The organism is Bradyrhizobium sp. JYMT SZCCT0180 (assembly GCF_018130165.1).
Classification (GTDB): domain Bacteria; phylum Pseudomonadota; class Alphaproteobacteria; order Rhizobiales; family Xanthobacteraceae; genus Bradyrhizobium.
In genome coordinates, this window is record NZ_JAFCLZ010000001.1 from 388,288 (window position 1) to 410,124 (window position 21,837).

Annotated in this window: 24 protein-coding genes; 10 read left to right on the plus strand and 14 right to left on the minus strand. The window is 64.2% G+C overall.

Features of this window, described 5'->3' with window-relative positions; translation table 11 throughout:
• Window positions 1–144: 144 nt before the first annotated feature.
• Together JQ641_RS01805 and JQ641_RS01810 are read right to left on the minus strand one after the other, a co-directional pair.
• Window positions 145–369 carry a hypothetical protein gene (locus JQ641_RS01805; RefSeq protein ID WP_192738297.1) on the minus strand — a complete coding sequence of 75 codons (225 nt, stop codon included), beginning with the start codon at window positions 367–369 and terminating at the stop codon, window positions 145–147.
• Window positions 370–613: 244 nt separating this feature from the next.
• A complete protein-coding gene (locus tag JQ641_RS01810) occupies window positions 614–1,543 on the minus strand; it encodes a LysR family transcriptional regulator (RefSeq protein WP_349628483.1) in 930 nt (309 codons plus the stop codon).
• Window positions 1,544–1,625: 82 nt separating this feature from the next.
• Here JQ641_RS01810 and JQ641_RS01815 point away from each other — a divergent pair, with 82 nt between their 5' ends.
• Window positions 1,626–2,129 carry a YybH family protein gene (locus JQ641_RS01815; protein WP_211994126.1) on the plus strand — a complete coding sequence of 168 codons (504 nt, stop codon included), beginning with the start codon at window positions 1,626–1,628 and terminating at the stop codon, window positions 2,127–2,129.
• Window positions 2,130–2,196: 67 nt separating this feature from the next.
• Here JQ641_RS01815 and JQ641_RS01820 read toward each other — a convergent pair whose 3' ends face one another.
• Window positions 2,197–3,384 carry a DUF2125 domain-containing protein gene (locus JQ641_RS01820; RefSeq protein ID WP_211994127.1) on the minus strand — a complete coding sequence of 396 codons (1,188 nt, stop codon included), beginning with the start codon at window positions 3,382–3,384 and terminating at the stop codon, window positions 2,197–2,199.
• A gap of 163 nt (window positions 3,385–3,547) precedes the next feature.
• On the opposite strand from JQ641_RS01820, the gene JQ641_RS01825 reads away from it, so the two are divergent.
• Together JQ641_RS01825 and JQ641_RS01830 are read left to right on the plus strand one after the other, a co-directional pair.
• A complete protein-coding gene (locus JQ641_RS01825; RefSeq protein ID WP_211994128.1) occupies window positions 3,548–4,144 on the plus strand; it encodes a gamma-glutamylcyclotransferase in 597 nt (198 codons plus the stop codon).
• A gap of 83 nt (window positions 4,145–4,227) precedes the next feature.
• A complete protein-coding gene (locus JQ641_RS01830) occupies window positions 4,228–4,950 on the plus strand; it encodes a hypothetical protein (protein ID WP_211994129.1) in 723 nt (240 codons plus the stop codon).
• 25 nt (window positions 4,951–4,975) lie between these two features.
• On the opposite strand, the gene JQ641_RS01835 is transcribed toward JQ641_RS01830, so the two are convergent.
• The 3 genes from JQ641_RS01835 to ftsE form a co-directional block, all read right to left on the minus strand.
• Window positions 4,976–5,689 (minus strand): YdcF family protein, encoded by a 714-nt coding sequence (locus JQ641_RS01835; protein WP_211994130.1) that lies wholly within the window; start codon window positions 5,687–5,689, stop codon window positions 4,976–4,978.
• A 116-nt stretch (window positions 5,690–5,805) separates the two neighbouring features.
• Entirely contained in the window at window positions 5,806–6,777 is a 972-nt protein-coding gene (locus tag JQ641_RS01840; protein WP_192738302.1) for a cell division protein FtsX, read from the minus strand.
• Window positions 6,770–7,429: a cell division ATP-binding protein FtsE gene (gene ftsE / locus JQ641_RS01845; protein ID WP_192738303.1), complete on the minus strand. Its 660-nt coding sequence runs from the start codon at window positions 7,427–7,429 to the stop codon at window positions 6,770–6,772. The genes JQ641_RS01840 and ftsE overlap by 8 nt, the downstream gene beginning before the upstream one ends.
• A 225-nt stretch (window positions 7,430–7,654) precedes the next feature.
• Here ftsE and JQ641_RS01850 point away from each other — a divergent pair, with 225 nt between their 5' ends.
• Complete coding sequence (locus JQ641_RS01850) at window positions 7,655–8,530, plus strand: MJ0042-type zinc finger domain-containing protein (RefSeq protein ID WP_211994131.1); 876 nt, start codon at window positions 7,655–7,657, stop codon at window positions 8,528–8,530.
• A gap of 175 nt (window positions 8,531–8,705) precedes the next feature.
• Window positions 8,706–9,080, plus strand: coding sequence for a response regulator (locus tag JQ641_RS01855; RefSeq protein ID WP_211994132.1), 375 nt, complete (start codon window positions 8,706–8,708; stop codon window positions 9,078–9,080).
• A 152-nt stretch (window positions 9,081–9,232) separates the two neighbouring features.
• Here JQ641_RS01855 and JQ641_RS01860 read toward each other — a convergent pair whose 3' ends face one another.
• Complete coding sequence (locus JQ641_RS01860; protein ID WP_211994133.1) at window positions 9,233–11,881, minus strand: TIGR02302 family protein; 2,649 nt, start codon at window positions 11,879–11,881, stop codon at window positions 9,233–9,235.
• 167 nt (window positions 11,882–12,048) lie between these two features.
• Between JQ641_RS01860 and JQ641_RS01865 the strand changes: the two genes are divergently transcribed.
• Both JQ641_RS01865 and JQ641_RS01870 read left to right on the plus strand, forming a co-directional pair.
• Complete coding sequence (locus JQ641_RS01865; protein WP_211994134.1) at window positions 12,049–12,429, plus strand: carboxymuconolactone decarboxylase family protein; 381 nt, start codon at window positions 12,049–12,051, stop codon at window positions 12,427–12,429.
• 145 nt (window positions 12,430–12,574) lie between these two features.
• Window positions 12,575–13,486 (plus strand): NAD(P)-dependent oxidoreductase, encoded by a 912-nt coding sequence (locus tag JQ641_RS01870; protein WP_211994135.1) that lies wholly within the window; start codon window positions 12,575–12,577, stop codon window positions 13,484–13,486.
• A 56-nt stretch (window positions 13,487–13,542) separates the two neighbouring features.
• Here JQ641_RS01870 and JQ641_RS01875 read toward each other — a convergent pair whose 3' ends face one another.
• The 4 genes from JQ641_RS01875 to argH form a co-directional block, all read right to left on the minus strand.
• The gene (locus tag JQ641_RS01875) at window positions 13,543–13,803 is read right to left on the minus strand and encodes a DUF3551 domain-containing protein (protein WP_192738309.1); all 261 of its coding nucleotides are present in this window, start codon (window positions 13,801–13,803) and stop codon (window positions 13,543–13,545) included.
• Window positions 13,804–13,872: 69 nt separating this feature from the next.
• The gene (gene lysA, locus JQ641_RS01880) at window positions 13,873–15,138 is read right to left on the minus strand and encodes a diaminopimelate decarboxylase (RefSeq protein ID WP_211994136.1); all 1,266 of its coding nucleotides are present in this window, start codon (window positions 15,136–15,138) and stop codon (window positions 13,873–13,875) included.
• Window positions 15,139–15,149: 11 nt separating this feature from the next.
• A complete protein-coding gene (lptM, locus tag JQ641_RS01885; protein WP_192738311.1) occupies window positions 15,150–15,422 on the minus strand; it encodes an LPS translocon maturation chaperone LptM in 273 nt (90 codons plus the stop codon).
• Between the two features lie 113 nt (window positions 15,423–15,535).
• Complete coding sequence (argH, locus tag JQ641_RS01890; protein WP_211994137.1) at window positions 15,536–16,933, minus strand: argininosuccinate lyase; 1,398 nt, start codon at window positions 16,931–16,933, stop codon at window positions 15,536–15,538.
• A 128-nt stretch (window positions 16,934–17,061) separates the two neighbouring features.
• Here argH and tlpA point away from each other — a divergent pair, with 128 nt between their 5' ends.
• Window positions 17,062–17,751 carry a thiol:disulfide interchange protein TlpA gene (tlpA, locus tag JQ641_RS01895; RefSeq protein ID WP_502754922.1) on the plus strand — a complete coding sequence of 230 codons (690 nt, stop codon included), beginning with the start codon at window positions 17,062–17,064 and terminating at the stop codon, window positions 17,749–17,751.
• Window positions 17,752–17,966: 215 nt separating this feature from the next.
• On the opposite strand, the gene JQ641_RS01900 is transcribed toward tlpA, so the two are convergent.
• The gene (locus tag JQ641_RS01900; protein ID WP_211994139.1) at window positions 17,967–18,155 is read right to left on the minus strand and encodes a hypothetical protein; all 189 of its coding nucleotides are present in this window, start codon (window positions 18,153–18,155) and stop codon (window positions 17,967–17,969) included.
• Between the two features lie 56 nt (window positions 18,156–18,211).
• Window positions 18,212–19,069, minus strand: a complete 858-nt coding sequence (locus tag JQ641_RS01905) for a LysR substrate-binding domain-containing protein (RefSeq protein WP_249150163.1) — start codon at window positions 19,067–19,069, stop codon at window positions 18,212–18,214.
• A gap of 106 nt (window positions 19,070–19,175) precedes the next feature.
• Between JQ641_RS01905 and JQ641_RS01910 the strand changes: the two genes are divergently transcribed.
• Complete coding sequence (locus JQ641_RS01910; protein WP_211994140.1) at window positions 19,176–19,559, plus strand: tautomerase family protein; 384 nt, start codon at window positions 19,176–19,178, stop codon at window positions 19,557–19,559.
• A 5-nt stretch (window positions 19,560–19,564) separates the two neighbouring features.
• Window positions 19,565–20,767, plus strand: coding sequence for an aminotransferase class I/II-fold pyridoxal phosphate-dependent enzyme (locus JQ641_RS01915; protein WP_211994141.1), 1,203 nt, complete (start codon window positions 19,565–19,567; stop codon window positions 20,765–20,767).
• A gap of 37 nt (window positions 20,768–20,804) precedes the next feature.
• Here the strand turns inward: JQ641_RS01915 and JQ641_RS01920 are convergent, their stop codons facing one another.
• The gene (locus JQ641_RS01920; protein ID WP_211994142.1) at window positions 20,805–21,686 is read right to left on the minus strand and encodes a 3-hydroxybutyryl-CoA dehydrogenase; all 882 of its coding nucleotides are present in this window, start codon (window positions 21,684–21,686) and stop codon (window positions 20,805–20,807) included.
• Between the last annotated feature and the right edge of the window lie 151 nt (window positions 21,687–21,837).

Sequence of the window (21,837 nt, forward strand, 5' to 3'; positions counted from 1 at the left end):
CGTGGATACAAACCGGGGCCGCGTCATCGAAAAAGGATGCAACGCCGTCCTGTCAAGACATCGCGCGGAGGGGAAATCAACGCATCGCCAAAGCGAGACTGCTGAATCGAAAACGATTCGACAGTCTCGCCATGCGCAATCAGCTCAAAAGATTGCGCTGATGCAATACCCGATGCCGCCGAGGAGCGCGCCGCCAATGGCACCCGGTATGGCGCCGATGCCGCCGACCGCCGCACCACCCATGCCGCCGGTCACGCCGCCGGCACCCACCGCGACGGCCAGTTCCTTCCAGAAGCCGCCGGCCGCGGCGTCGAGTTCATCGATCGAAAGCTCATGATTGGCTGCATCGTTTTTCGTAACGTTCGTCATTCCAGGTCTCCATCCATCTGTTGAGCTGCGGGATCATCCCGCAACCATCGTCAGGATGTCCGAACGGTTCGGAGTTGGCCGTGACAGAAATCACGCATCGTCAGCGCAGCTCGGTTGTTGAGAGAGCGTTCCAGAAACGGAACTATTCGATTCGAAAATCTACAGCAGCGCGTGCCGTGGGACGCGCGTGTGATTCTTTCAACCAAGCGCTGACGAGCGCCGATGTTTCAGGGCCGGCGGCTTGTCATCGGCGTCTCATCTCGCCGCCTACCAGAACCGGCTTCAATTCTCGAAGGCAAAACTCGAACACGGCGCTTACCCTCGGCACTTTCCGCAGATCCTTATGGGTAAACAGAAACAACGGATAGTTCAGTTCGGGGATCGGACCGAGTACGTTGACGAGGTCATGGTCTGCCGCCGCATACACGGCGGGCAAGGGCGCGAGACCCGCTCCGGACTTGATGGCCAAATGCACGCTGGGAATATTGCTGCAGGTTGCGACGATCGGCGCATTCGGCGCGTGCGATCTCATCCAACGCGCGGCGGGCAATCCTTCGATATCTCCTGAAAACTCGATAAGACCAAAATTGTTGAGGTCGCCGGATGTCTCCGGACGGCCGTGCCGGGCAACGAGGGCGGCGCTAGCGAAGATTGCCCAGGGCACCTCGGCGATCTTTTTGCCCACCAATGCACGGTTATCGGCACCTCCTCCCCGTATCGCGATATCAGCCTCGCCCTTGGAAAGATCGAGCGCCCGCTGTTCCATAATCAACTCAATCCTGATGCCCGGGTGGCGCGCATGAAACTGATCCAGGAATCCCGACCTGATGATGCGCTGTCCCACCGTGACGTGGCTGGTCAGTTTGACATGTCCGGCAGCGGTCAAATCGAGCGCGGATATCCTCCGATGCAACGCGTCGACCGCCGCTTCGACGTGCTCTGCATCCGCCAGCAATTGCTTGCCCGGAAGGGTCAAGCGATAACCTTCTGACGTACGCTCCGCGAGCGAACAGCCGATGGCGGTTTCGAGCGTCCGCAATCGTCGTTGCACCGTCGATGGATTGACGCCAAGCGCCTCGGCGGCGCTGGCGAGGCTGCCCTTGCGGGCCACCGCCAGAAAATATCGCAGGTCATTCCAATCGAACATCAGGTCCACCCGCATCTTTGCCGACACGGCGCGCAAACTTGCGGCTCCAACCAGCCGGCCTTCGATAGTAATATTCGTACAGACCTTTCAGACCATTGCAGGATCAAACATGAAACAGCATCTGTCCATGGTTTATGCCATCGCCGTTGGTCTCGCCCTGCTGGTTTCGGCGCCTACCGCATTCGCGCAAACACCCGACAGCGAGAGCGAGGCTGCCATCCGGCGAATCATCGTGGAAATGACAGAAGGATTCAACAACCACGACGGCAAGGCCGCCTCGCGCATGTACATGCAGGATGCCCGTCTCGTCACCGTTCGAGGTGACGTGATGAGCGGTCCCGCCGAGATTGAAAAGGGATTATCGGCCATCTTCGCCGCCCGCGCAAAAAATGCCACGCAACGCACGATGGACGTGAAGATTCGGTTGGTCAGGCCCGACATTGCGTTCGCTTATGTGACGAACGAACTGAGCGGACTGGTCGCCCCGGACGGAAGATCGTTGCCTGCGCATCAGGAGTTGAGCTTGCGCGTATTCGTCAGGGATGGCGGCTCGTGGCAGGTAGCCGCATTTCACAACACAATGATTGCCCCATTTGCGCCACCCGTCCGGTAAGAAGCAGCACGGCGCGTGAGGATTACACGTTCGTCGTCCCGGCGAATGTCGGGACGGCAAAGCGCAATCAAAACAGCGGCGGGATCTGCCCTACCTTCAGAGGCCCCAGGAAGACCGCGCCGTCGACGAAGCGCAGCGGGAAGCTGCGGGCCTTCTTGCCCTCAAGTTCGGCCGCGGTGCCAAGCGAATTGATGCCGACGGCGACGCCGACATTGGTGTTCTGCTTGACGACCTTGCCAAGACCCGGAATAGCCTTGTCGAGCGCGCCGAACAGGTTGGTGAGGTCCTGGCTCTTGACGCCGGGCGCCACGCGATCGAGCGTTGCCTGCGGCACGCCCTGCTCCAGCATTTTGTCGATACCCAGCGCCGGGATCACGCGCTCCAGGCCCGTCACCGTCATCTGCAGCTCGCCCTCGATCTGCCCCTGCGCATTGAGGCCCAGCGTGCCTGCGGCCACCGCGACCAGCTCGCCCTGCTGAATCCGCGAGCGCACGATCTCGACCTTGCCGCCCGCGGCCTGCATTTCGCGGAAGCGCTCGGGCCACGGCTTCGGCGAGAAATCCTTCAGGCCGCTGAGCTTGGTCTGCACATCGGATTCGAATGGCGTCGCCAGCAGCGGATGCAATTCCTGAATGCTGCCCCCTGATATCTGCAGCGCTGTCTGAATCACCGGATCTGCAATCGATGATCCCTCCGCGAGCCTGCCGTGCAGTTCCACACGGTTGGCGCGCGCCAGCGGCGTCTCTACCGGTCCGTTGACGCGCTCGATCGTGGGATTGTCGAACACGATCGAGGCGCGCTCCGGAACGGCCGGCAGCCCGGCCACGCTGCTGCGGCCAACGCTCCAGCTCACCTTCAGCGACGGCGGCTGGCCGCGATCGGCAATCGTCGCCGGCGCCTTGAATTCGGCGATCAGGAGTTTCGGCTGGTAGATCGAGGCGATCACCATGATCTCGCCGAGCCGCGCCGTGAACGGCGCGCCCGCGCCCGCGGTCTGCGAGACCAGCGTCACGCTGGCGTCCTCGCAGCGGACTTCGAGGCGGAACGGATAGCCCGCAACCGAGCGCTTGCCGCAATCATAGATCCGGCCGGCTTTCGCTTCCTGCGCGCGCCACGCATCGGCGCGCACGCCGACCTCGGAGGCCGCATAGAACCAGAAACCGCTCCAGGCGATGGCTGCAACCACCAGCAGTGCGGGCAAGATGAAAAGGCGCCAAAGCGGGCGCCGGCGCGGCGCAGGGGTGATGTCAGGCATGCGGCGACCTTTGGCTCATGATTTTGTCAAATGTAAGCGAGTACCGGCCCCGGTAAAACCCGCTGAATTTGCTTCGCTTCTCCCCTTCTGGTAGCCGTTCCTCGTTTGGACGCGTTTTCTTTACGCGAACCGGTCCCCACTTCGCTCGAAAACGCTTGTGCCGATGTCCGCAATGACCCTGCAAGATTCGGAATTCTCGAGCGGCGACCTCTGGGTGTTCGGCTATGGCTCGCTGATGTGGCGGCCGGGCTTCGAATTCGTCGAACGGGTGCCCGCCCGGCTGATCGGCGAACATCGTGCGCTCTGCGTCTATTCCTTTGTCCATCGCGGCACCCCGGAAAAGCCGGGCCTGGTGCTCGGGCTCGATCGCGGCGGCGCCTGCCGCGGCATCGCATTCCGGGTCGCGGAACAGAACCGCGCCGCCACCGTCGCCTATTTGCGCGAACGCGAACAGGTCACCTCGGTCTACCGCGAGGTGAAGCGCTCGTTGTGGCTGGAGAACGAGGCGCGGCAGCGCGTCAGCGCGCTGGCCTATGTGGTCGATCGCGGCCATGTGCAGTACGCGGGAAGGCTGTCGCTGGCGGACCAGTTGCGTCACGTGCTGCAAGGTCACGGCCAGTCCGGCGTCAACCGCGACTATGTGCTGGCGACCGTGAAGGCGATCGAGGCCGAGGGTTTTCGCGATACGCAATTGCACCAGCTGGCACTGATGCTGCACGATTCGCACCCGGTCTTGCAGCGGAAAACGCCTGCGGAATAGGCGTTTGCGGCATTTTCGCCCCCCTGCATTGACGGGGTGGAAAACGGGGTGACGCAAATGGCGTTCTGGGCTAGGTGTCCCATATGGGCACGACAGCACGCCGTTTCGACGGCTTCTTCAAAAGCGAATTCAGGGTCAACGAAGCCGTCGGACGCAGCGTCAGCTACGTCCGGGACGGCAAGCTCCTGGGTGGCAATTCGGGGTTCGCCCATATCGGCACCTATCGTTTCGACGGCGAGGAGATCGCCGTCGAGGTGACCAGCCGCCGGCACAATTTCGGCGCCGCTCACCAATCGCTGCTCGGCTCCGACGTTTCGACCATTGCGGTCACCGGACGGGCGGTCGGAAACGCGTTTTGCTTCGAGGGCGGCTCGCCGCAAATGCCCAACGCGACGTTTCGATCCGTGATGACGCCGCTCGACGAGAGCGAACTCGCAGCCCCCGGCGCGATCGGCGAAGGCGGCATTTCCAACGGGCTGTACTCGATTCACCTCAAGATCCTCGACGGCATGCCCGGCGGCTTGACCGGCGTCATGCTGCTCAACAACGGCCGCATCCTCGGCGGCGATGCCTTCTTCTATTACCTCGGGTCGTACTCATCCGCCGGCGGTCGCTGGAAAGGCCAGATGGTCAATCAGGAACACACGCCGGCGCGGGGTGAAGACCCGGTCTTTGGCGGGCATGAAATCGGAATCGGGTTTTCCGGAACATGCGATGCGGAGGGCGGAACCCTCGAGGGGACCGCGCTGGCGGGCAAGCGAAGCATCCGGTTCGAAGCCGAGCTGAAACTGATCTGCGCTGCTTAAGCGGAGCGGGTAGCAGCGCCGGCGGTCAATTGGCTTGCGCGGTCGCCGGCCGTCGCGGCGCCGTCGAACCGGCCGGCTGATCGTCGGGCAAGACTTCGATGCCGATATCGGCGAGCCGCACCCGCACCTCCGCCGCGACATATTTCGCATATTCCGACAGCAGTAGACGGAAGGTGGTACCCGAGGTCCACCATGGCTCGTCGCGCCATTTTTCGCCGACCACCGCAAACGGGATCAGCGCGATATCAGGCATCGCATGCGACAATTCGACGATCGCCCGCGGCATGTGGTAGTTCGAAGTCACCACGATCAGCGACTTGAAACCGCGATCCTTGACCCAGCGCCGCGTCTCCGCCGCGTTGCTTCGCGTGTTGACGGCCGAGCGGTCGAGATCGACGCAACAGCGCAGCAGCGAATGGTTGTCGGGCAGCGTGCGGGAAATGTCGCTGGCGGCGTTGGTCGGGTGCACGCCCGAAATCAAGAGCCGCTTGCCATAGCCGCCGGCCAGCAATTCCATCGCATCGGACACCCGCGACGAGCCGCCGGTCAGCACCACGATGCCGTCGGCATTGCGGGCCGGCTTGATTTCAACGCCGCGCAATTGCGACAGGAAGCCGATGAAACCCACCGCCGCTCCGACGAAGCCGAGCGCCAGCGTGGCGACGATGGTCGCACGCAGCCACCCTCGCGGCCGCACGGCCGGCGCTTGTCGCGACGTATCGTCGGGTTGCACACGCATGCAGTTCTTGCAGTCCTCTCCGCTCGCAATTCTAGAAGTTTTTTGGGCGAAGTGGAGTCTGGTCCGGTGCCCTCCCCCGGATCAAGTCCCCGGCCATTGCTTCGCTCGAAAACGCTTCAATCAATGTCGTCCAGCGTCGCGAACAGCGTCCGCCGCGAGGCCCAGGCCGTGATCGCCGCAATCAGCACCGCCTGCGCCGCCAGCGCCAGATAGCCGGACGGACGCAGCGAGAAGGTGCCCAGCAGCGCGGCAAACTGATCGCCGACCGGCGTGCCCGAGAACCAGCTCGCGATCGATTCCGAGAAACCAAAACCCAGCATTGCAGCGCCGCCGCCGATCAACCCGCCCTCGAGGCCGAGCCTGAGGAAATGCCGCAGGAAGCGGTTGGCGATGTAGCTGTCGCCGGCGCCGACGAAATGCAGCACCTCGACGATCGGGCGGTTCGCCGCCATCGCGCCACGCGTCGCAAACGACACCGAAATGATGGTTGCCACGATCACCAGGGCCAGGATGCCGATGCCGGCGAATACCGTCGCGCCGGTCATCGAGCGCATGCGTTCGATCCAGGCGCGGTGATCGTCGACGCTGGCGGAGGGGGCTACCTGCAGCACCCGCGCACGCAAAGCGGCGAGATCGGGCGTGGTGCCGGGCTGCACCCTTGCGACGATGACGCGCGGCACCGGCAGTTGCTCGATCGACAGCCCGGTGCCGAGCCACGGCTCCAGCAATCTGGCCGACTCGTCCTTGGTGAAGGGCCGGACCTCGACGATGCCGGCCTGCGCCCGCATCGCCTCGACGGCCGCGATCGCATCGCGATCGAGATCTCGGCCTGCCGAGGGGCGCACCTGGATGGTGATTTCGCTGGCGACTTCCGATTGCCACTCCGCCGCCGACGCGCTTACCAGCAGCACGGTGCCCGTGGTGATCGAGGCGAGGAACGTCATGATCGCGACCACCGCGACCAGCGCGCGGCCGGAGATCGAGGCGCGCGGCACGATCGGCGACATGTTGCGCGCCCGCGCCGGGACCTGCGGGCGTTCGTGCCCGAGATCGACCAGCGGACCATGCTCGTCACCGGATCTACTCATAGATATGCAGCCGTCCCTGATGCAGCACCAGACGCCGCGCCTCGTACTGATCCATCAGCGTGATGTCGTGGGTCGCGATGATCACGGCAGTGCCCGACTTGTTGAGCTCGATGAACAGCCGCAACAGCCGCCGACCTAGCGTCGGATCGACGCTGCCGGTCGGCTCGTCCGCCAGCAATAATTGCGGTCGCGAGATCACCGCGCGCGCGATCGCCGCGCGTTGTTTTTCGCCGCCGGACAGGATCGGCGGCAACGCATCCATGCGCTCGCCGAGCCCGACCCATTTCAACAGATCAATCACTTCGCGCCGGTAGCTGGATTCATCCCGCCCCATGACGCGGAACGGCAGCGCCACGTTCTCATAGGTCGTCATGTGATCGAGCAGGCGAAAATCCTGCAGCACGATGCCGATGCGTTTGCGCAGATCCGCAATCTGGTCCTTGCCGAGCAGCGAGACGTCGTGGCCGAACAGATTGACCAGACCGCGCGTCGGCCGCATCGACAGGAATAGCAGCCGCAGCAGCGAGGTCTTGCCGGCGCCCGACGGACCGGTGAGGAACTGGAAGGAATGGGCCGGGATCAGGAACGACAGGTCGCGCAAAATCTCCGGGCCGAGCCCGTAGCGCAATCCAACATTTTCGAACCGAACCAAGCTCAGCTCCGCTCGAGATGGGCCTCGGCTTCTGCCTCGGCCTCGACGTTTGCCTGGGCCTTGACCGGAAACCCGTACCTACCAATACCCTTGACCGTACCCTTGGGCTCGCAGCCCAGTTTTTGGGCGCGAGCCGGACAAAACGGTTGTGCGACCGTTATGGTTTCCGATTCGTTAACGGTCGCCAGCTAGCATCGGCCCAAAGACACTGTGGAAACGGGCTCCATGCACATCGTCTGCCCCCATTGTACAACATCCTACGCGATCAAGCTGGCCACCTTGGGTGTCGCCGGCCGGACCGTCCGTTGTTCCCGCTGCAAGGAAACCTGGCTGGCGCGCCCCGAGGACGCGGTCGAGATGGCGCCGGCCGTGCCGGCGATGGCGGAAGCCAGCCATGGAACCGGAAATGCCGAAGCGGACGCCGCCGCCGAGTGGGAGGCCATGGCCCGCCAGGAAGAGGCCCAGGAGCCCCCCGTGGTCGACAGCCCGTCGATTTCGGCCGATTGGCCCGCCGAGGGCGAAGGCTCCCGGGGAAATGAAGCCGACTGGCCGTCGGTCGCCCAGCAGGATGCCGAGGCGCATCAGGAGGCGGTGTCCACCCACCGCTCGCGGCTGGCCAAGCTGTTCCGGCTGCCCAGATTGCCGTCCATGCGGATGCCGTCCATCAGCGCTCCCGTCGCCTGCGCCGCGATGGGCGCACTGGTCGTGGCGCTGATGTTCTGGCGCACCGACGTGGTGCGGCTGCTGCCGCAGACCGCGACGTTCTACAAGATGGTCGGGCTGGATGTGAATTTGCGCGGGCTGTCGTTCAAGGACATCAAGATCACCAACGAGACCGTCGACGGCAAGCCGGTGCTGGTCATCGAAGGCGTGATCGTCGGCGAGACCAGGAAGCCGGTCGAATTGCCGCGGCTGCGCTTTAGCGTTCGCGACGAACAGGGCGCGGAGATCTATGCCTGGAACGCGGTGCTCGAGCAGCCGGTGCTGAAGCCGGGCGAGCGCGCCTATTTCAAGTCGCGGCTGGCGTCGCCGCCGCCCGAAGGCCGCAATATCGATGTACGCTTCTTCAACAAGCGGGATCTGGCCGCCGGCCGCGCGTAAGGCGCATCCCGTGGCCTCGTGGTTCGAGACGCGCGGCAGCGCCGCGCTCCTCTCCATGAGGGTTATGGAGCTGTTCCTGAGCTGGTAGACCTCATCCTGAGGAGCGGCGCCTTCGCCGCGTCTCGAAGGATGAAGCCACTGAAGTTCGCACCTTGCTCGCGAAAGAGTTGAGCCGATGCCGCGTGTATTGATTGCCGACGACGAAGACTCGATGCGCTCCCTGGTGGCGCGCGCCATCGCCATGGACGGCCATGACACCGTAACCGCCGAGGACGGCGCCGAGGCGCTTGATATCCTCAACCGCGAAAAGGGTGCGTTCGACCTCTTGCTCACCGACATCCAGATGCCCGTGATGGACGGGATCGCGCTGGCGCTGGCGGCGGCGCGCGATTTCCCCGACCTGAAGATTCTGCTGATGACCGGCTTTGCCGATCAGCGCGAACGCGCCTCCGGCCTCAATGCGATCGTGCATGACGTGGTGACAAAGCCGTTTTCGGTGGCCGATATCCGCACCGCAGTCGCCGATGCACTGGCGGCGCGGAAGGGGTAGCGCGGAACGGTCTCGGCGGAAGCGAGAATCCGTAGGGTGGGCAAAGCGAAGCGTGCCCACCACCTTCGAGAAGCGCAAGAATGGTGGGCACGGCGCAACGCGCCTTTGCCCACCCTACGCAGCCACGCATCGCGCGCTTGCAATGACGGTGATCAATAATCCTTCAGCAGCCGCTCGATGTAGTCGAGTTCGATCTGCGGGCGGGCCGGATCGGCGAGGCGCCGGCGCAGTTCTTCCAGAATGCGGCGCACGCGTTGTACGTCGATCTCGCCGGGGATCTTCACCGAATAGTCGTCGCTGAACTCGTTGTTGCGCATCGGCCGCCCGAGCGGATCGGTATTCCTTTGCGCGCCCTGCTGCCGGCCGTTCGGATTGCCCGGACCGTCGCCCGGCTGGTCGCCATCGCCCTGCTGCATCGCTTCTGCGAGGCTCCGCGCGCCCTTGCGCAGCGCATCCAGCGCGCGGCCTTGCGAATCCACCGCGCCGTCGGCATTGCCTTCGCCGAGCCGGCCGGAGGCGTCACCCATTGCGCCATCGGCTTGCTCCAGCCCGTCCTCGCCGTCGCCCTGGTCGCCGCCGGGCTGGCCTTGCTGACCCTGTTGACCTTTTTCGCCGCGCTGGCCTTTCTCGCCGCGCTGGCTCGGACCCATGCCGCGCTTGGCAAGTTCTTCCTGCAACTTCTTCAAGCGGTCGCGCAGGCCCTGCTGGTCCTGCTGCAGGTCGCCCATGCTCTGCTCGCCCTGTTTGCCGCGCTGACGATCGCGCCGCGAATCCTGGCCCTGCTTGTAGGTCTTGTCGCGCAATTGCTGCTGCTTGCGGATCATGTCGCCGAGCTCGTTCAGCGCCTGCTCCATGTCGTTGTCGCCGCCCTGCCCGGGCTGCGCCATCTGCAGGTTTTCCAGCATCTGCTGCAGCTGCTCCAGCAATTGCTTGGCCGCATCCTTGTCGCCGGAGCGTGACAGCCGCTCCATCCGGTCGAGCATGCTCTTGAGATCCTGCTGGCTCAGCATCTTGGTATTGGGATCGAGCGGCCGCGCCAGTTGCTGCGGATTGTTCTTGAGCTGTTCGGCGAGCTGGCGCAGGAAATTATCCAGCGCGGCGCGCAGATTGTCGGTGAGCTTCTTGATCTCCTCGTCGCTGGCCCCGCGCTCCAGCGCCTGCTTCAGCGCCTCCTGCGCGGCGCGCAACGCCTTGTCGACATCGGTGATGTTGCCGTCCTCGATCGTGACCGCGAGCGACCACAGGCTCGCAACCACCTCGCGCATGGCATCGTCGGTGCGCGCCGCCTCGAGCTGGCGCGAGACGCTGTAGAGGCCGAGATAGTGGCCGGCTTCCGGCGTAAACAATTCCGGCGCGATCATCAACGCGGCAAGCGCGGCATAGACCTGGCCGTTCTGGTTGGCGTCGAGCGCCAGGATGCGGCGCTGCTCGATCAGGGCACGCGCCAATGGCTTGGTGAACAGCCGCTCCGGCAGCCGCATGTTGAACGGTTCGCTGCGGCCTTCATTGCCGGCCTCGTCCTTGGCCGTCAGCGTCAGCGTGACGTCGGCGCCGGCATAGGGATCCTCGCTGAGATCCTTGACGGTCTGGCCGACACCATTGCGGGTGCGCGCGTTCGGCAGGGCCAGCGGAAATTGCGGCGCCGGGAACAGCGGGCGCACCTCGGTGGTTTTTTCGGCAGTCTTCTCGGCGGCCTTGTCTCCGCCCTTGGCGCCCTTTGCCGGTTCCTTGCCGATTTCCCTGACGGCTTCCTTGCCGGGATCGGCCGGCCGGGCCGCGAACGAGGCGCGCGCTTCGGTGACGCCGTAATCATCCTCGAGCTTGTAGGACATCTGCAGCGAGCCGCGAGCCTGACGCTCGGGATCCTTCGCCAGCGAAATGACCGGGGCACGGTCGGGCGTCGCGGCGAACCGCCATTGCGGCTGGCCGGCCGGTGCACGGACATGGGCGGTGCCGTCGCCGGCGATCTTGAAATGGCGCTCGTTGGTGCCCTTCGGCGCCTGTTCGCTGGGCGCGACTTCGGTCACGCCGCCACCCACCACGACATCGATTGAGCCACCGCTGGAGCGCACCAGCAGCGTGCTGCCGGCCGGAACCGCCAGCGGCCCGCTATTGGGTCCAGCGTCCTTGCTCGCGGCGGAAAGAATGATCGGCGGCTTGCTGGTGTAGACCGGCGGCGTCACCCAGGCATCGACCCGGACATTGGCCGGCGCCAGCACGCCGTTCCAGTCGAAGGCGGCAGCGATGCGCATCGTGCGTTCGTCACCGGCGGCAAAATAGGCCGCCACCGCCATCACCATGACCAGCGCACGCAGCGCCCAGGGATCGTGGATCGGCAGCCGCGGCGACGGCAGGCCGGCGCGGATCCGCTTGATCGAGGCCAGCGTCCGCTCGCGCTGCTCCTTCCAGAGCGCCAGTGCGATCGGATCCTTGCTGGCCAACGTGTCGGTGAGCGCGGTCGCCGGGCGATGGCGAATGCCGGTGCCGCGGTCGAGCCGGCTCAGGCTCTCTTCACGGGTCGGCCAGCGATAGCGCAAGATCGGGTACAACGCGCCGAGCGCCAGGCCTGCGAACAAGGCGATGCCGACGACACGGGCGACAAACGGCAGCGCCAGCCACAATCCGGCCCAGGACGCCACCAGAAACAGTCCGACGACGGTCAACAGCCGGGCCAGAATCGGCCATCCGCGCTCCCACGCGATCGCATACTGGGCCCGCTGCAGGGCCTGCGTCAGTTGAAGCCGCGCCACCGCATCCGGCTCGCGCGCTGGCTCCGTGGGGTCAGGGTTGGCGCCGTTCAATAAACTCTCCGGGTTGCCGACAAATCAGCCTAGCACAGCGGCGGCAATGAGGCACCCGTTTCCAGGGCCAACCCACACCCGGAAATACGCATAACACGAAGGCGTGACTGCGGGCCGGCAACCCCCTAACGTCGGCCAGAACCAGTAAAAATACCGAAGGAAACGTCATGGACAAGAAGACCTACGACAAGGGGCTGGAAGTGCGCAAAGCCGTGCTCGGCGAGGCCTATGTCAACAACGCCCTGAAGAACGTCGACGATTTCAACCGGCCGTTCCAGGAACTGCTCACCGAATATTGCTGGGGCGCGGTGTGGGGCCGCGAGGAACTGCCGCGCAAGACCCGCAGCATGCTCAACCTCGCCATGATCTCGATCCTGAACCGGCCGCATGAGTTGCGCACCCACATCAAGGGCGCGCTGACCAACGGCGTGACCAAAGACGAGATCCGCGAAATCTTCATGCAGGTCGCGATCTATGCCGGCGCGCCCGCCGGCGTCGACAGCTTTCGCATCGCGCGCGAAGTGTTCGCGGAAATGGACAAGGGCTAGCTCTCACCCCTCATGGTGAGGAGGCGCTCTTGCGCCGTCTCAAACCATGAGGCCCGAACGATCGATCAACAAGCTCACCCTTCGAGACGCGCGAAGACGCGCTCCTCAGGGTGAGGGCCGTTCTGGAACTAAGGAAAACATCACCATGGAAATCGGATTCATCGGCCTCGGCAAGATGGGCTTCCCGATGGCGCGCCGCCTGATCGAGGCAGGGCATCAGCTCACCGTGTTCGATACGCGGAAGGAAGCCACCGACAAGCTTGTGGCGCTCGGCGCGCAAGTGGCGTCATCGCCAAAGGATATCGCAGATCGCTGCGAAACGGTGCTGGCGAGCCTGCCGTCGTTGCAGGCCTCGCTCGACGTCGCAACCGGTGCCGGCGGCGTGATCGAAGGCAAACGCGTCAAGCGCTTCGTCGACCTCTCCACCGTCGGCTCGCAAATGGCAACGCGGATTCACGGCCTCCTGGCCGCGAAGAACATCGTGCAGATAGACTCTCCGGTCAGTGGCGGCGTCGGCGGCGCGGAAAAAGGCACGCTCGCCGTGATGGTGTCGGGCCCGCGGGTCGATTGCGACATGTTGAAGCCCGCGCTCGGTGTCATCGGCAAGGTGTTCTTCATTGGCGAGAAACCGGGTTCCGCTCAGACCATGAAGCTCGCCAATAATTTCCTGTCGGCCACCGCGATGGTGGCGACGTCGGAAGCGGTGGTGATGGGCGTCAAATCAGGGCTCGATCCGGCCGTGATGGTCGACGTCATCAACGCCGGCTCGGGGCTCAACACCGCCAGCCGCGACAAGTTTCCGCGCGCGGTGCTGCCGCGGACGTTCGACTTCGGCTTCGCCACCGGACTGATGGTGAAGGACGTGCGGCTCGCGCTGGACGAGATGAAGTCGCTGGGGCTGTCGATGGAGGTCGCCGAAGCGGTCGGGCGCCTGTGGGAAGTCGTGATCCGCGACCAGGGCGCGGAGTCGGATTTCACCGAGGCGATCAAGCCGATCGAAAAGGCCGCCGGTGTGATCGTCGGCGGCGCCAAGGGCGGCAGCCACGCCGCGAAGTGAGGCATCGCGCAGGATAGGTGGAGCTAAGCGCTCCACCACCTACGCGCCCTATCCGCTCAATAACCCTGGCGGTAACGCCGGCCGCTGCCTTCCGGCCGCCCGCCGTAATACGGATTCTCGATGCACTGGGCAGGAAGGCCCAGTGCCGTCGCGTTGCACTGCTCCAGCGAGGTGTAGGCGCACTCAATGCGTTCACCACCGAAAGTCTGGATCTGCTTGATGCAGACCGGATACCTCGGATTATAGGTCTGGGCGCGCGCCGGCGACGTCGCCGAAACCGCCGCCATCGTCAAGACTGCCAAAGCCAGAATGCGCATCGGAATCTCCTTTGAAATCGGCACAGTGTCAGCGCGCGCTGACAAATATGCCTTGAAATATGCCTTGGGTCACAGCCACGGCGCCTGCCGGTCCATCGCGATCAGTTCGTCCACCTCGATGCGCGGACGCACCACCGCGAATTGATCGTCCTTGACCAGCACTTCCGGCACCAGCGCGCGGGTGTTGTAAAAGCCTGACTGCACCGCGCCGTAGGCGCCGGCGGTCATGATCGCCAGCAAATCGCCGGCCTTGGGCTCGGGGATCTGGCGGTCGAGCGCCAAATAATCACCGGTTTCGCAGACCGGCCCGACCACATCGGCGGTAATCGTCGGCGTGCCCAGCGCAGCTTCGCGGACCGGCAGGATGTCGTGATGGGCTTCATACAGCGTGGGGCGGATCAGGTCGTTCATGGCAGCGTCGATGACGACGAAATTCTTGGCGTCGCCCGGCTTCACATAGATCACGCGCGCAACGAGGATGCCGGCATTGCCGACGATCATCCGGCCCGGCTCGAACATCAGCGTGCAGCCGAGATTATGCGTCACCCGCTTGACCATCGCGGCATAGGCGGACGGCAGCGGCGGCGCTTCGCGGTCCATGTGATAGGGAATGCCGAGCCCGCCGCCGAAATCGATATGCGAGATGTTGTGGCCGTCGGCGCGCAAGGTCCGCACGAAGTCGGAGAGAATCCGGAACGCGGTCTCCATGCGGCTCAGATCCGTGATCTGGCTGCCGATATGCATATCGGTGCCGGTGACCTCGATCCCGGGCAGCCTTGCGGCACGGGCGTAGACCTCGCGGGCGCGCGCAATCGGCACGCCGAACTTGTTCTCTGATTTCCCGGTGGCGATCTTGGCGTGGGTGCCGGCATCGACGTCGGGATTGACGCGCACCGAAATCCGCGCGGTCCGGCCCATTTCGACCGCGAGCCGCGACAACAATTCCAGTTCAGGCTCGGATTCGACGTTGATGCAGAGGATATCCGCCGCCAGTGCCGCGCGAAGTTCCGCCTCGGTCTTGCCGACGCCGGAAAACAGGATCTTGTTTGCGGGGATCCCCGCCGCCAGCGCGCGCTTCAACTCGCCGCCGGAAACCACGTCGGCGCCGGCGCCGAGTTTCGCCAGCGTGCGCAGCACCGACTGGTTGGAATTGGCCTTCATGGCGTAGCAGACCAGCGTCTTCTCGCCGGCGAAGGCCTCGGTGAATACCCGGTAGTGGCGCTCCAGCGTCGCGGTCGAATAGCAATAGAACGGCGTTCCCACGGCATCCGCGAGATCGGAAAGATTGACCGCCTCGGCGTGGAGCACGCCGTTGCGATAGTCGAAGTGATTCATGGTGCGCGCGCTCAGTTACCCAGCAGCGGGTCGAGTATGAATGGTTTCTTTTTGCCCCTGGCCGCCTCCGGCTGGGCGTCGGACCCGAAGCCCGGATTGTATACGCCCGGCTGGGCCGCGCGCTCGGCCTCCGAATCGGTGGCCGCGGATTGCGCCGATGCATTCGACGCGTTCGGCGGCAGATCAAGGCCGCCCTTGCGGCCGCAGCCGCCGAGCGCAAGCGCGCTCACGCTCAGCAGGATGATGGCCCATCCCGACGATGTCGGCCGGTAGTTACGTGTCACGACGAAATCCCCAATGCGCGCCGCACCATACAAAGATTGCCTTGCGATGGCGAGGCCTGACGCCCCCATGAAACCCAAGAAAAACCCAAGAAATTACAGCGAAATTTTTGACCTCAGCCCAATTTTCGCTCTTTTTCCAGCCGCTTAAGCCAGGACTTGGCCTGAGCCGCTACGTTTTTCGGTGCGGTGCCGCCATAGCTGGTGCGGCTCTTGACGGACGCCTCCACCGACAATACGCGCAGCGCCTCGGCGGTAATCTTCGGCTCGACCTCCTGCATCGCCTGCAGCGGCAGTTCGTGCAGCGCCACGCCCTGTTTCGAGGCAAGCCCGACGATGCGCCCGGTGACGTGATGGGCGTCGCGGAACGGCATTTTCAGGGTCCGCACCAGCCAGTCGGCAAGATCGGTGGCGGTGGCATAGCCCTCGCCCGCGGCCGCCTTCATCCTGTTCTCGTCGGGCACGAGGTCGGCAACCATGCCGGTCATCGCCCGGATCGCCAGCGAGAGGGCGGCGAAGGCTTCCATCGCGCCCTGCTTGTCCTCCTGCATGTCCTTTTGATAGGCAAGCGGCAGCCCCTTCATCACGATCAAAAGCGCCGTCAGCGCGCCGATTACCCGCCCGGTCTTGGCACGCACCAGTTCGGCCGCATCGGGGTTGCGCTTTTGCGGCATGATCGAGGATCCGGTGGTGAACTTGTCGCTCAGCCTGATGAGGCCGACCAGCGGCGAGGTCCAGATCACGATCTCCTCGGCGAAGCGCGACATATGCACGGCCGCGATCGACGCCGCTGACAGCGTCTCCAGCACGAAGTCGCGGTCCGATACCGCGTCGAGCGAATTGGCCATCGGCCGGTCGAAGCCGAGCGCCTTGGCGGTGGCGTGACGGTCGATCGGAAACGAGGTGCCGGCGAGCGCGGCCGCGCCCAGCGGAGATTCGTTCAGACGCTTGCGCGCATCCGCAAAGCGGCCGCGGTCGCGTGCGGCCATCTCGACATAGGCGAGCAAATGATGCCCGAGCGTCACGGGCTGGGCGGTCTGCAGATGGGTGAAACCGGGCATCACGGTGCCGGCGTGTTCCAGCGCCCGCTCTACCAGGACATATTGGAACGCGGCCAGCGCCGCATCGGTCTCATCGATGGTGTCGCGCACGTAGAGACGAAAATCGGTCGCGACCTGGTCGTTGCGCGAACGCGCGGTATGCAGCCGGCCTGCGGCGGGCCCGATCAGATCGGTCAACCGGCTCTCGACGTTCATATGAATGTCTTCGAGCGCGCGCTTGAAATCGAACGCGCCTTTTTCGATTTCTGACAGAATCGTGTCTAGACCTTTGCCGATATTTTTCGCATCACCGGCCGTGATAATGCCCTGCGCAGCGAGCATCGCGGCGTGGGCCTTGGACGCGGCGATGTCCTGGGAATACATGTGACGATCGACGTCGATGGAGACGTTGATTTCCTCCATGATCGCATCGGGACGCTCGGTGAACCGGCCGCCCCACATCTTGTTGCTCATGACTTCTCGCTCACGACTTCTTATTCAGGTGCTGGCTATTCAGGTCTGGCATTTATCGTCGAAACCGGCGAAACGCCGTGCCGGTTTCGGCCGTAACATGAGCACTGCATAGCCGTATCTGATACAGGATGACAAACGATATGCCCGAAACGCCTGCCCCTCGCCCGGCCGCCACGCGCCGGATCCCCATCGCCGTCGGCGCGGTCCTGATCGGGGCTGCGATCGGCTTTGCCGGGGTCTACGGGTTCGGCGGCCTCAAGCGCGGCTCGGGCGGCGATGCCGCCTGTGCGGGCGCAGTCGAACTGGCGCGCAAGATCGGGCCTTTGGCGCATGGCGAGGTCGCCGCGCTGACCATGGCCACCAGCCCGCTCAGGCTCCCTGACCTCGCGTTCGAAGATGCCGAGGGCAAGCCCCGAAAACTCTCGGACTGGCGCGGCAAGACCGTGCTGGTCAATCTGTGGGCCACCTGGTGCGTGCCCTGCCGGAAGGAGATGCCGGCGCTCGACAGCCTGCAGACCAAGCTCGGCGGCAAGGATTTCGAGGTGGTCGCGATCAACATCGACACCCGCGATCCCGAAAAGCCCAAAAACTTCTTGAAAGAGGCCAATCTGACCAGATTGGCGTATTTCGCGGACGCGAAAGCCAAGGTTTTTCAAGACCTTAAGGGCGTAGGCAAGGCGCTGGGGATGCCGACCTCGATCCTGGTCGACGGCCAGGGCTGCGAAATCGGCAATCTGGCCGGCCCGGCCGAATGGGCCAGCGACGACGCAATCAAGCTGATCAAGGCTGCGGTAAAGCCGGCGACGGCAGGGTTTTAGACCCTGTCAGACCTCATCCTGAGGAGCCCGCACTTGCGGGCGTCTCGAAGGATGCAGGCCCGAAATAGCCCGTCTTCGCCCGTTGGGCTTCGCCGGGCACGCTTGGCCTTTTTTTGGTGAGTGGCTGCGCAACGCGTAGCCCGAAGGGCAAAGCGTGGTTCGAGACGCGCGAAGACGCGCTCCTCACCATGAGGGTCTTTTTCCGAGAGGCGGTTTTACGCGACCGCGTTCAGATTGCCGCCGACGCCCGCAGCGAGGTTGGCGGTCGAGGGGATGCCGAGCAGGGTCTGGACCGCGGATTTCTCGGCGTCGTTGTTCTGTTTGATGATCGAGGTCTGGATCTGCTGCTGCAGACCGCCCGCCTGCATCGCGAGCATGCTCGAAACCATAGCCATCATGTCCATACGCAACACTCCTCGAACGCCGAGGACGCTAGCCGACGGTGGTTAACGATCGGTTTTCAGCCCGCGCTCGCCGCGAAGGCCGCGCCCAGCGTGCGCAGCGTCTGCCGCGTGCGGGAATCGGAGGGTTTCGCGTAAAGGATGACGTCGCGGGAGGGCAATGGCGGCAGACCGAGCCGCGGCCCGAGATCGACGGTATCTGACGGCGCCACCCGGCGCGCCAGCGCCGCCACCGCAAGGCCTGCGGATATCGCAGCCCCAATGGTTGCAAGTCCGCCACCGACGAAGGCCTCGGTCCATTGAATGCCGGCGGCGTCGAGCACATCGACCGCCATGGCGCGAACGCTGCAAGGCTCGGCCTGGGTCGCCAGCCGCAGCGGCTCACCGGGCTGACGATAAAAATCCGGCGAGGCCATCCAGCCGAATGGCTCTTCGAACAACACGTCGCCGTCGCGGCGCTTGGCATCGTGGCGCAGCACGATCGCGGCATCGAGCGTGCCGTCGTCGAAGGCCGCCAGCACGGCGCGCGACGTATCGACCTGCAATTGCATCACCAGGCCCGGATCGGTGGCGTTCATCCGCTTCAACAACGAGGGCAGTTCTGTTCCGACGATGTGGTGGCTGATGCCGACCACCAGCCGGCGGTGTTCGACGACGAAGGCCCCGATCGCCGACTGATGCGCGGCGACGAGGTTGCGCGCCGCGCCGAGGAAGGCCGAGCCCTCCGCGGACAGACGAACCAGGCGCGGCGTTCGCTCCAGCAGCCGCCGGCCGAGCCCGTCTTCCAGGCGCTTGATCTTCAGGCTGACCGCGGATTGCGTGGTGTCCATCGCCTCCGCGGCGCGGGTGAAGCTGTTCAGGTCAGCCACCAGCACAAAGGCCTGGACCGCCTCGACGTCGAGCGCCTTCATGGCCATCCATTTAAAAATGAAATCACTGAAATAGTATTCCATACCGTTTTACAATGATCAAGAGACGCCTAGGTTTGGTCGACACCAACCAACCGGCACCAGGAGATCCACCATGCCGCTGACCCGGGTTTCATTGCGGCGGGGCAAGCCCGCCGCCTACCACAAGGCCATCCTTGAAGGCCTCTACCGCGCCATGCGCGAGACCTTCGATGTGCCCGAAGGCGATCGCTTCATGACGGTCTCGGAACATGACGAAGGCGATTTCGTCTATGGCGCAGACTATCTCGGCATCAAGCGCAGCGACGATCTGGTCATCATTCAGCTCACCGTCAGCAACACGCGGCCGGTGGCGCAAAAGCAGAAGCTGTATCGACGCATCGTCGAGCTTCTCGCCGAAAGTCCCGGCCTGCGGCCTGAGGACATCTTCATCAACCTCGTCGAGGTGCTTCCCGAAAACTGGTCGTTCGGCCATGGCGAGGCGCAATACGTCCGATGACCGCCATGCCAGCACTTTCGCCGCGCATCCGCGGCATCCACGCTTCCCCTGCATCGATCCTGCGCCGCCGCGCCCGCGAGCTGCGCGCGGCCGGACGCGACATCATCGAGCTATCTTCGGGCAATCTCGACTTTGCAACGCCGGACCATGTGATCGCAGCCGCGCACGCCGCGGCTCTGCGCGGCGAAACCCGCTACACCGATGTCGACGGCACCCCTGACATGAAGCAGGCGGTGCGTGCCGCACTGCTGCGGGACCGTCATCTCAGCTATGCGCAGGACGAGATCATCATCTGCAACGGCTCGACGCAGGCACTGTTCAATGCCCTGCAGGCGACGCTGGCGCAGGGTGACGAGGTGATCATCCCCGCGCCCTACTGGGCGCCCTATCTCGATCAGGTGCGCCTGAGCGGCGGAACGCCTGTCATCGTGCCCTGCCCGCAGAACAACGGTTTCAAGTTGCGCGCGGACGATCTGCGCACCGCGATCACGGCGCGAACGCGCTGGCTACTCATCAACAATCCGGTCAATCCGTCAGGCGCCGTTTATTCGGCGGGCGAATTGTCCGAGATCGCCGCGGTGTTGTTGCAGCATCCGGACATCTGGATCCTCGCCGACGGCCTCTACGAGCATATGGTGTTCGACGGCGTTCCCGCGCCGACGCTCGCGGAAATCGAGCCCCGCCTGAAGTCGCGGACGCTCACCGTGAGCGGCGTTGCCAAGAGCTACGCCATGATGGGGTGGCGTATCGGTTATGCCGCCGGACCTTCCGCGCTGATCCGCGCGATGACCACGGTCCAGTCGCAGACCACCAACGGCGCCTCATCGATCAGCCAGGCCGCCGCGGTGGCAGCGCTCGACGGACCGCAGGATCTGTTGTCCGAACGCGCGTCCGTCCTGCGCAGCAAGCGCGACCGTTTTGCCGAGATAACGAATGATTGCGCCGGCCTGTCGTGTGAGCCGCCGGAAGGCACCTTCTATCTGCTCATCGGCTGCGCTGGCGTGATCGGCAAACGTAGCCCGGACGGCAAGCTGATCGAGACCGACCGCGACTTTGCGGCTTACCTGCTCGACCACGCCGATCTGGTGGTCGTTGCCGGCGAGGATTTCGGTTTGTCGCCCTATATCCGCGTCAGCTTTGCCAATCCGCTATCTGTCATCGAGGAAGCCGGAAGGCGATTGCAGCGCGCATGCGACGCGTTGCGATGACGCGTCGGCGGCCGCGCGACCTGACTGACGAGAGGAATTACCGCGTCGGGACCGGCTTGTCGCCGCGGTAGTCGTAGAATCCGCGCTGGGTCTTGCGGCCGAGCCAGCCGGCTTCGACGTATTTCACCAGCAGCGGGCACGGCCGGTATTTCGAATCCGCCAGCCCCTCATGCAGCACCTGCATGATCGACAGGCAGGTATCGAGACCGATGAAATCGGCCAGCTCCAGCGGGCCCATCGGATGGTGCGCGCCGAGCTTCATCGCCGCATCGATCGCCTCGACGTTGCCGACGCCTTCATACAGCGTGTAGATCGCCTCGTTGATCATCGGCAGCAGGATGCGGTTGACGATGAAGGCCGGGAAATCCTCGGACACCGCGATCTGCTTGCCGACCTTGGTGACAAAGGCCTTGGCGGTATCGAAGGTCTCGTCATCGGTGGCGATGCCGCGGATCAGTTCGACCAGTTCCATCGCCGGCACCGGATTCATGAAATGAATACCGATGAATTTCTCGGGGCGGTCGGTCGAGGCGGCGAGCCGTGTGATCGAAATCGACGAGGAATTGGTGGCGACGATCGCTTCCGGCTTCAGCACCGCGCAGACGTCGTGGAAGATCTTGCGCTTGACCTCTTCCTTTTCGACCGCGGTTTCGATCACGAGGTCGCAGTCCGCCAACCCATCGATGGTTTCGGTCGAGGTGATACGGTCCAGCGCCTGCTTGCGGGCGTCCTCGGTGATCATCTTTTTCACGACCTGGCGCGACAGGTTGCCGTTGATGGTGGCCATCGCCGATTTCAGCCGGTCGGCGGACACGTCGTTGAGCACCACGTCCAGGCCGGCCAGCGCCGCCACATGGGCGATGCCATTGCCCATCTGGCCCGAGCCGATCACGCCGACCTTCTTGATTGTCACCGCCATCTTGTCATCCACCCGAACGGCACGCATATCGCGCCAGTTCATCCCGTTAGGCCCCGGCCCGAACCAAGGCTTAAACCTGTTTTCGACGCGTTTTCTTCAAGCGAACCCGGTAGCCACTTCGCTTGAAAACGCTGTCCCTAGATTAACACCG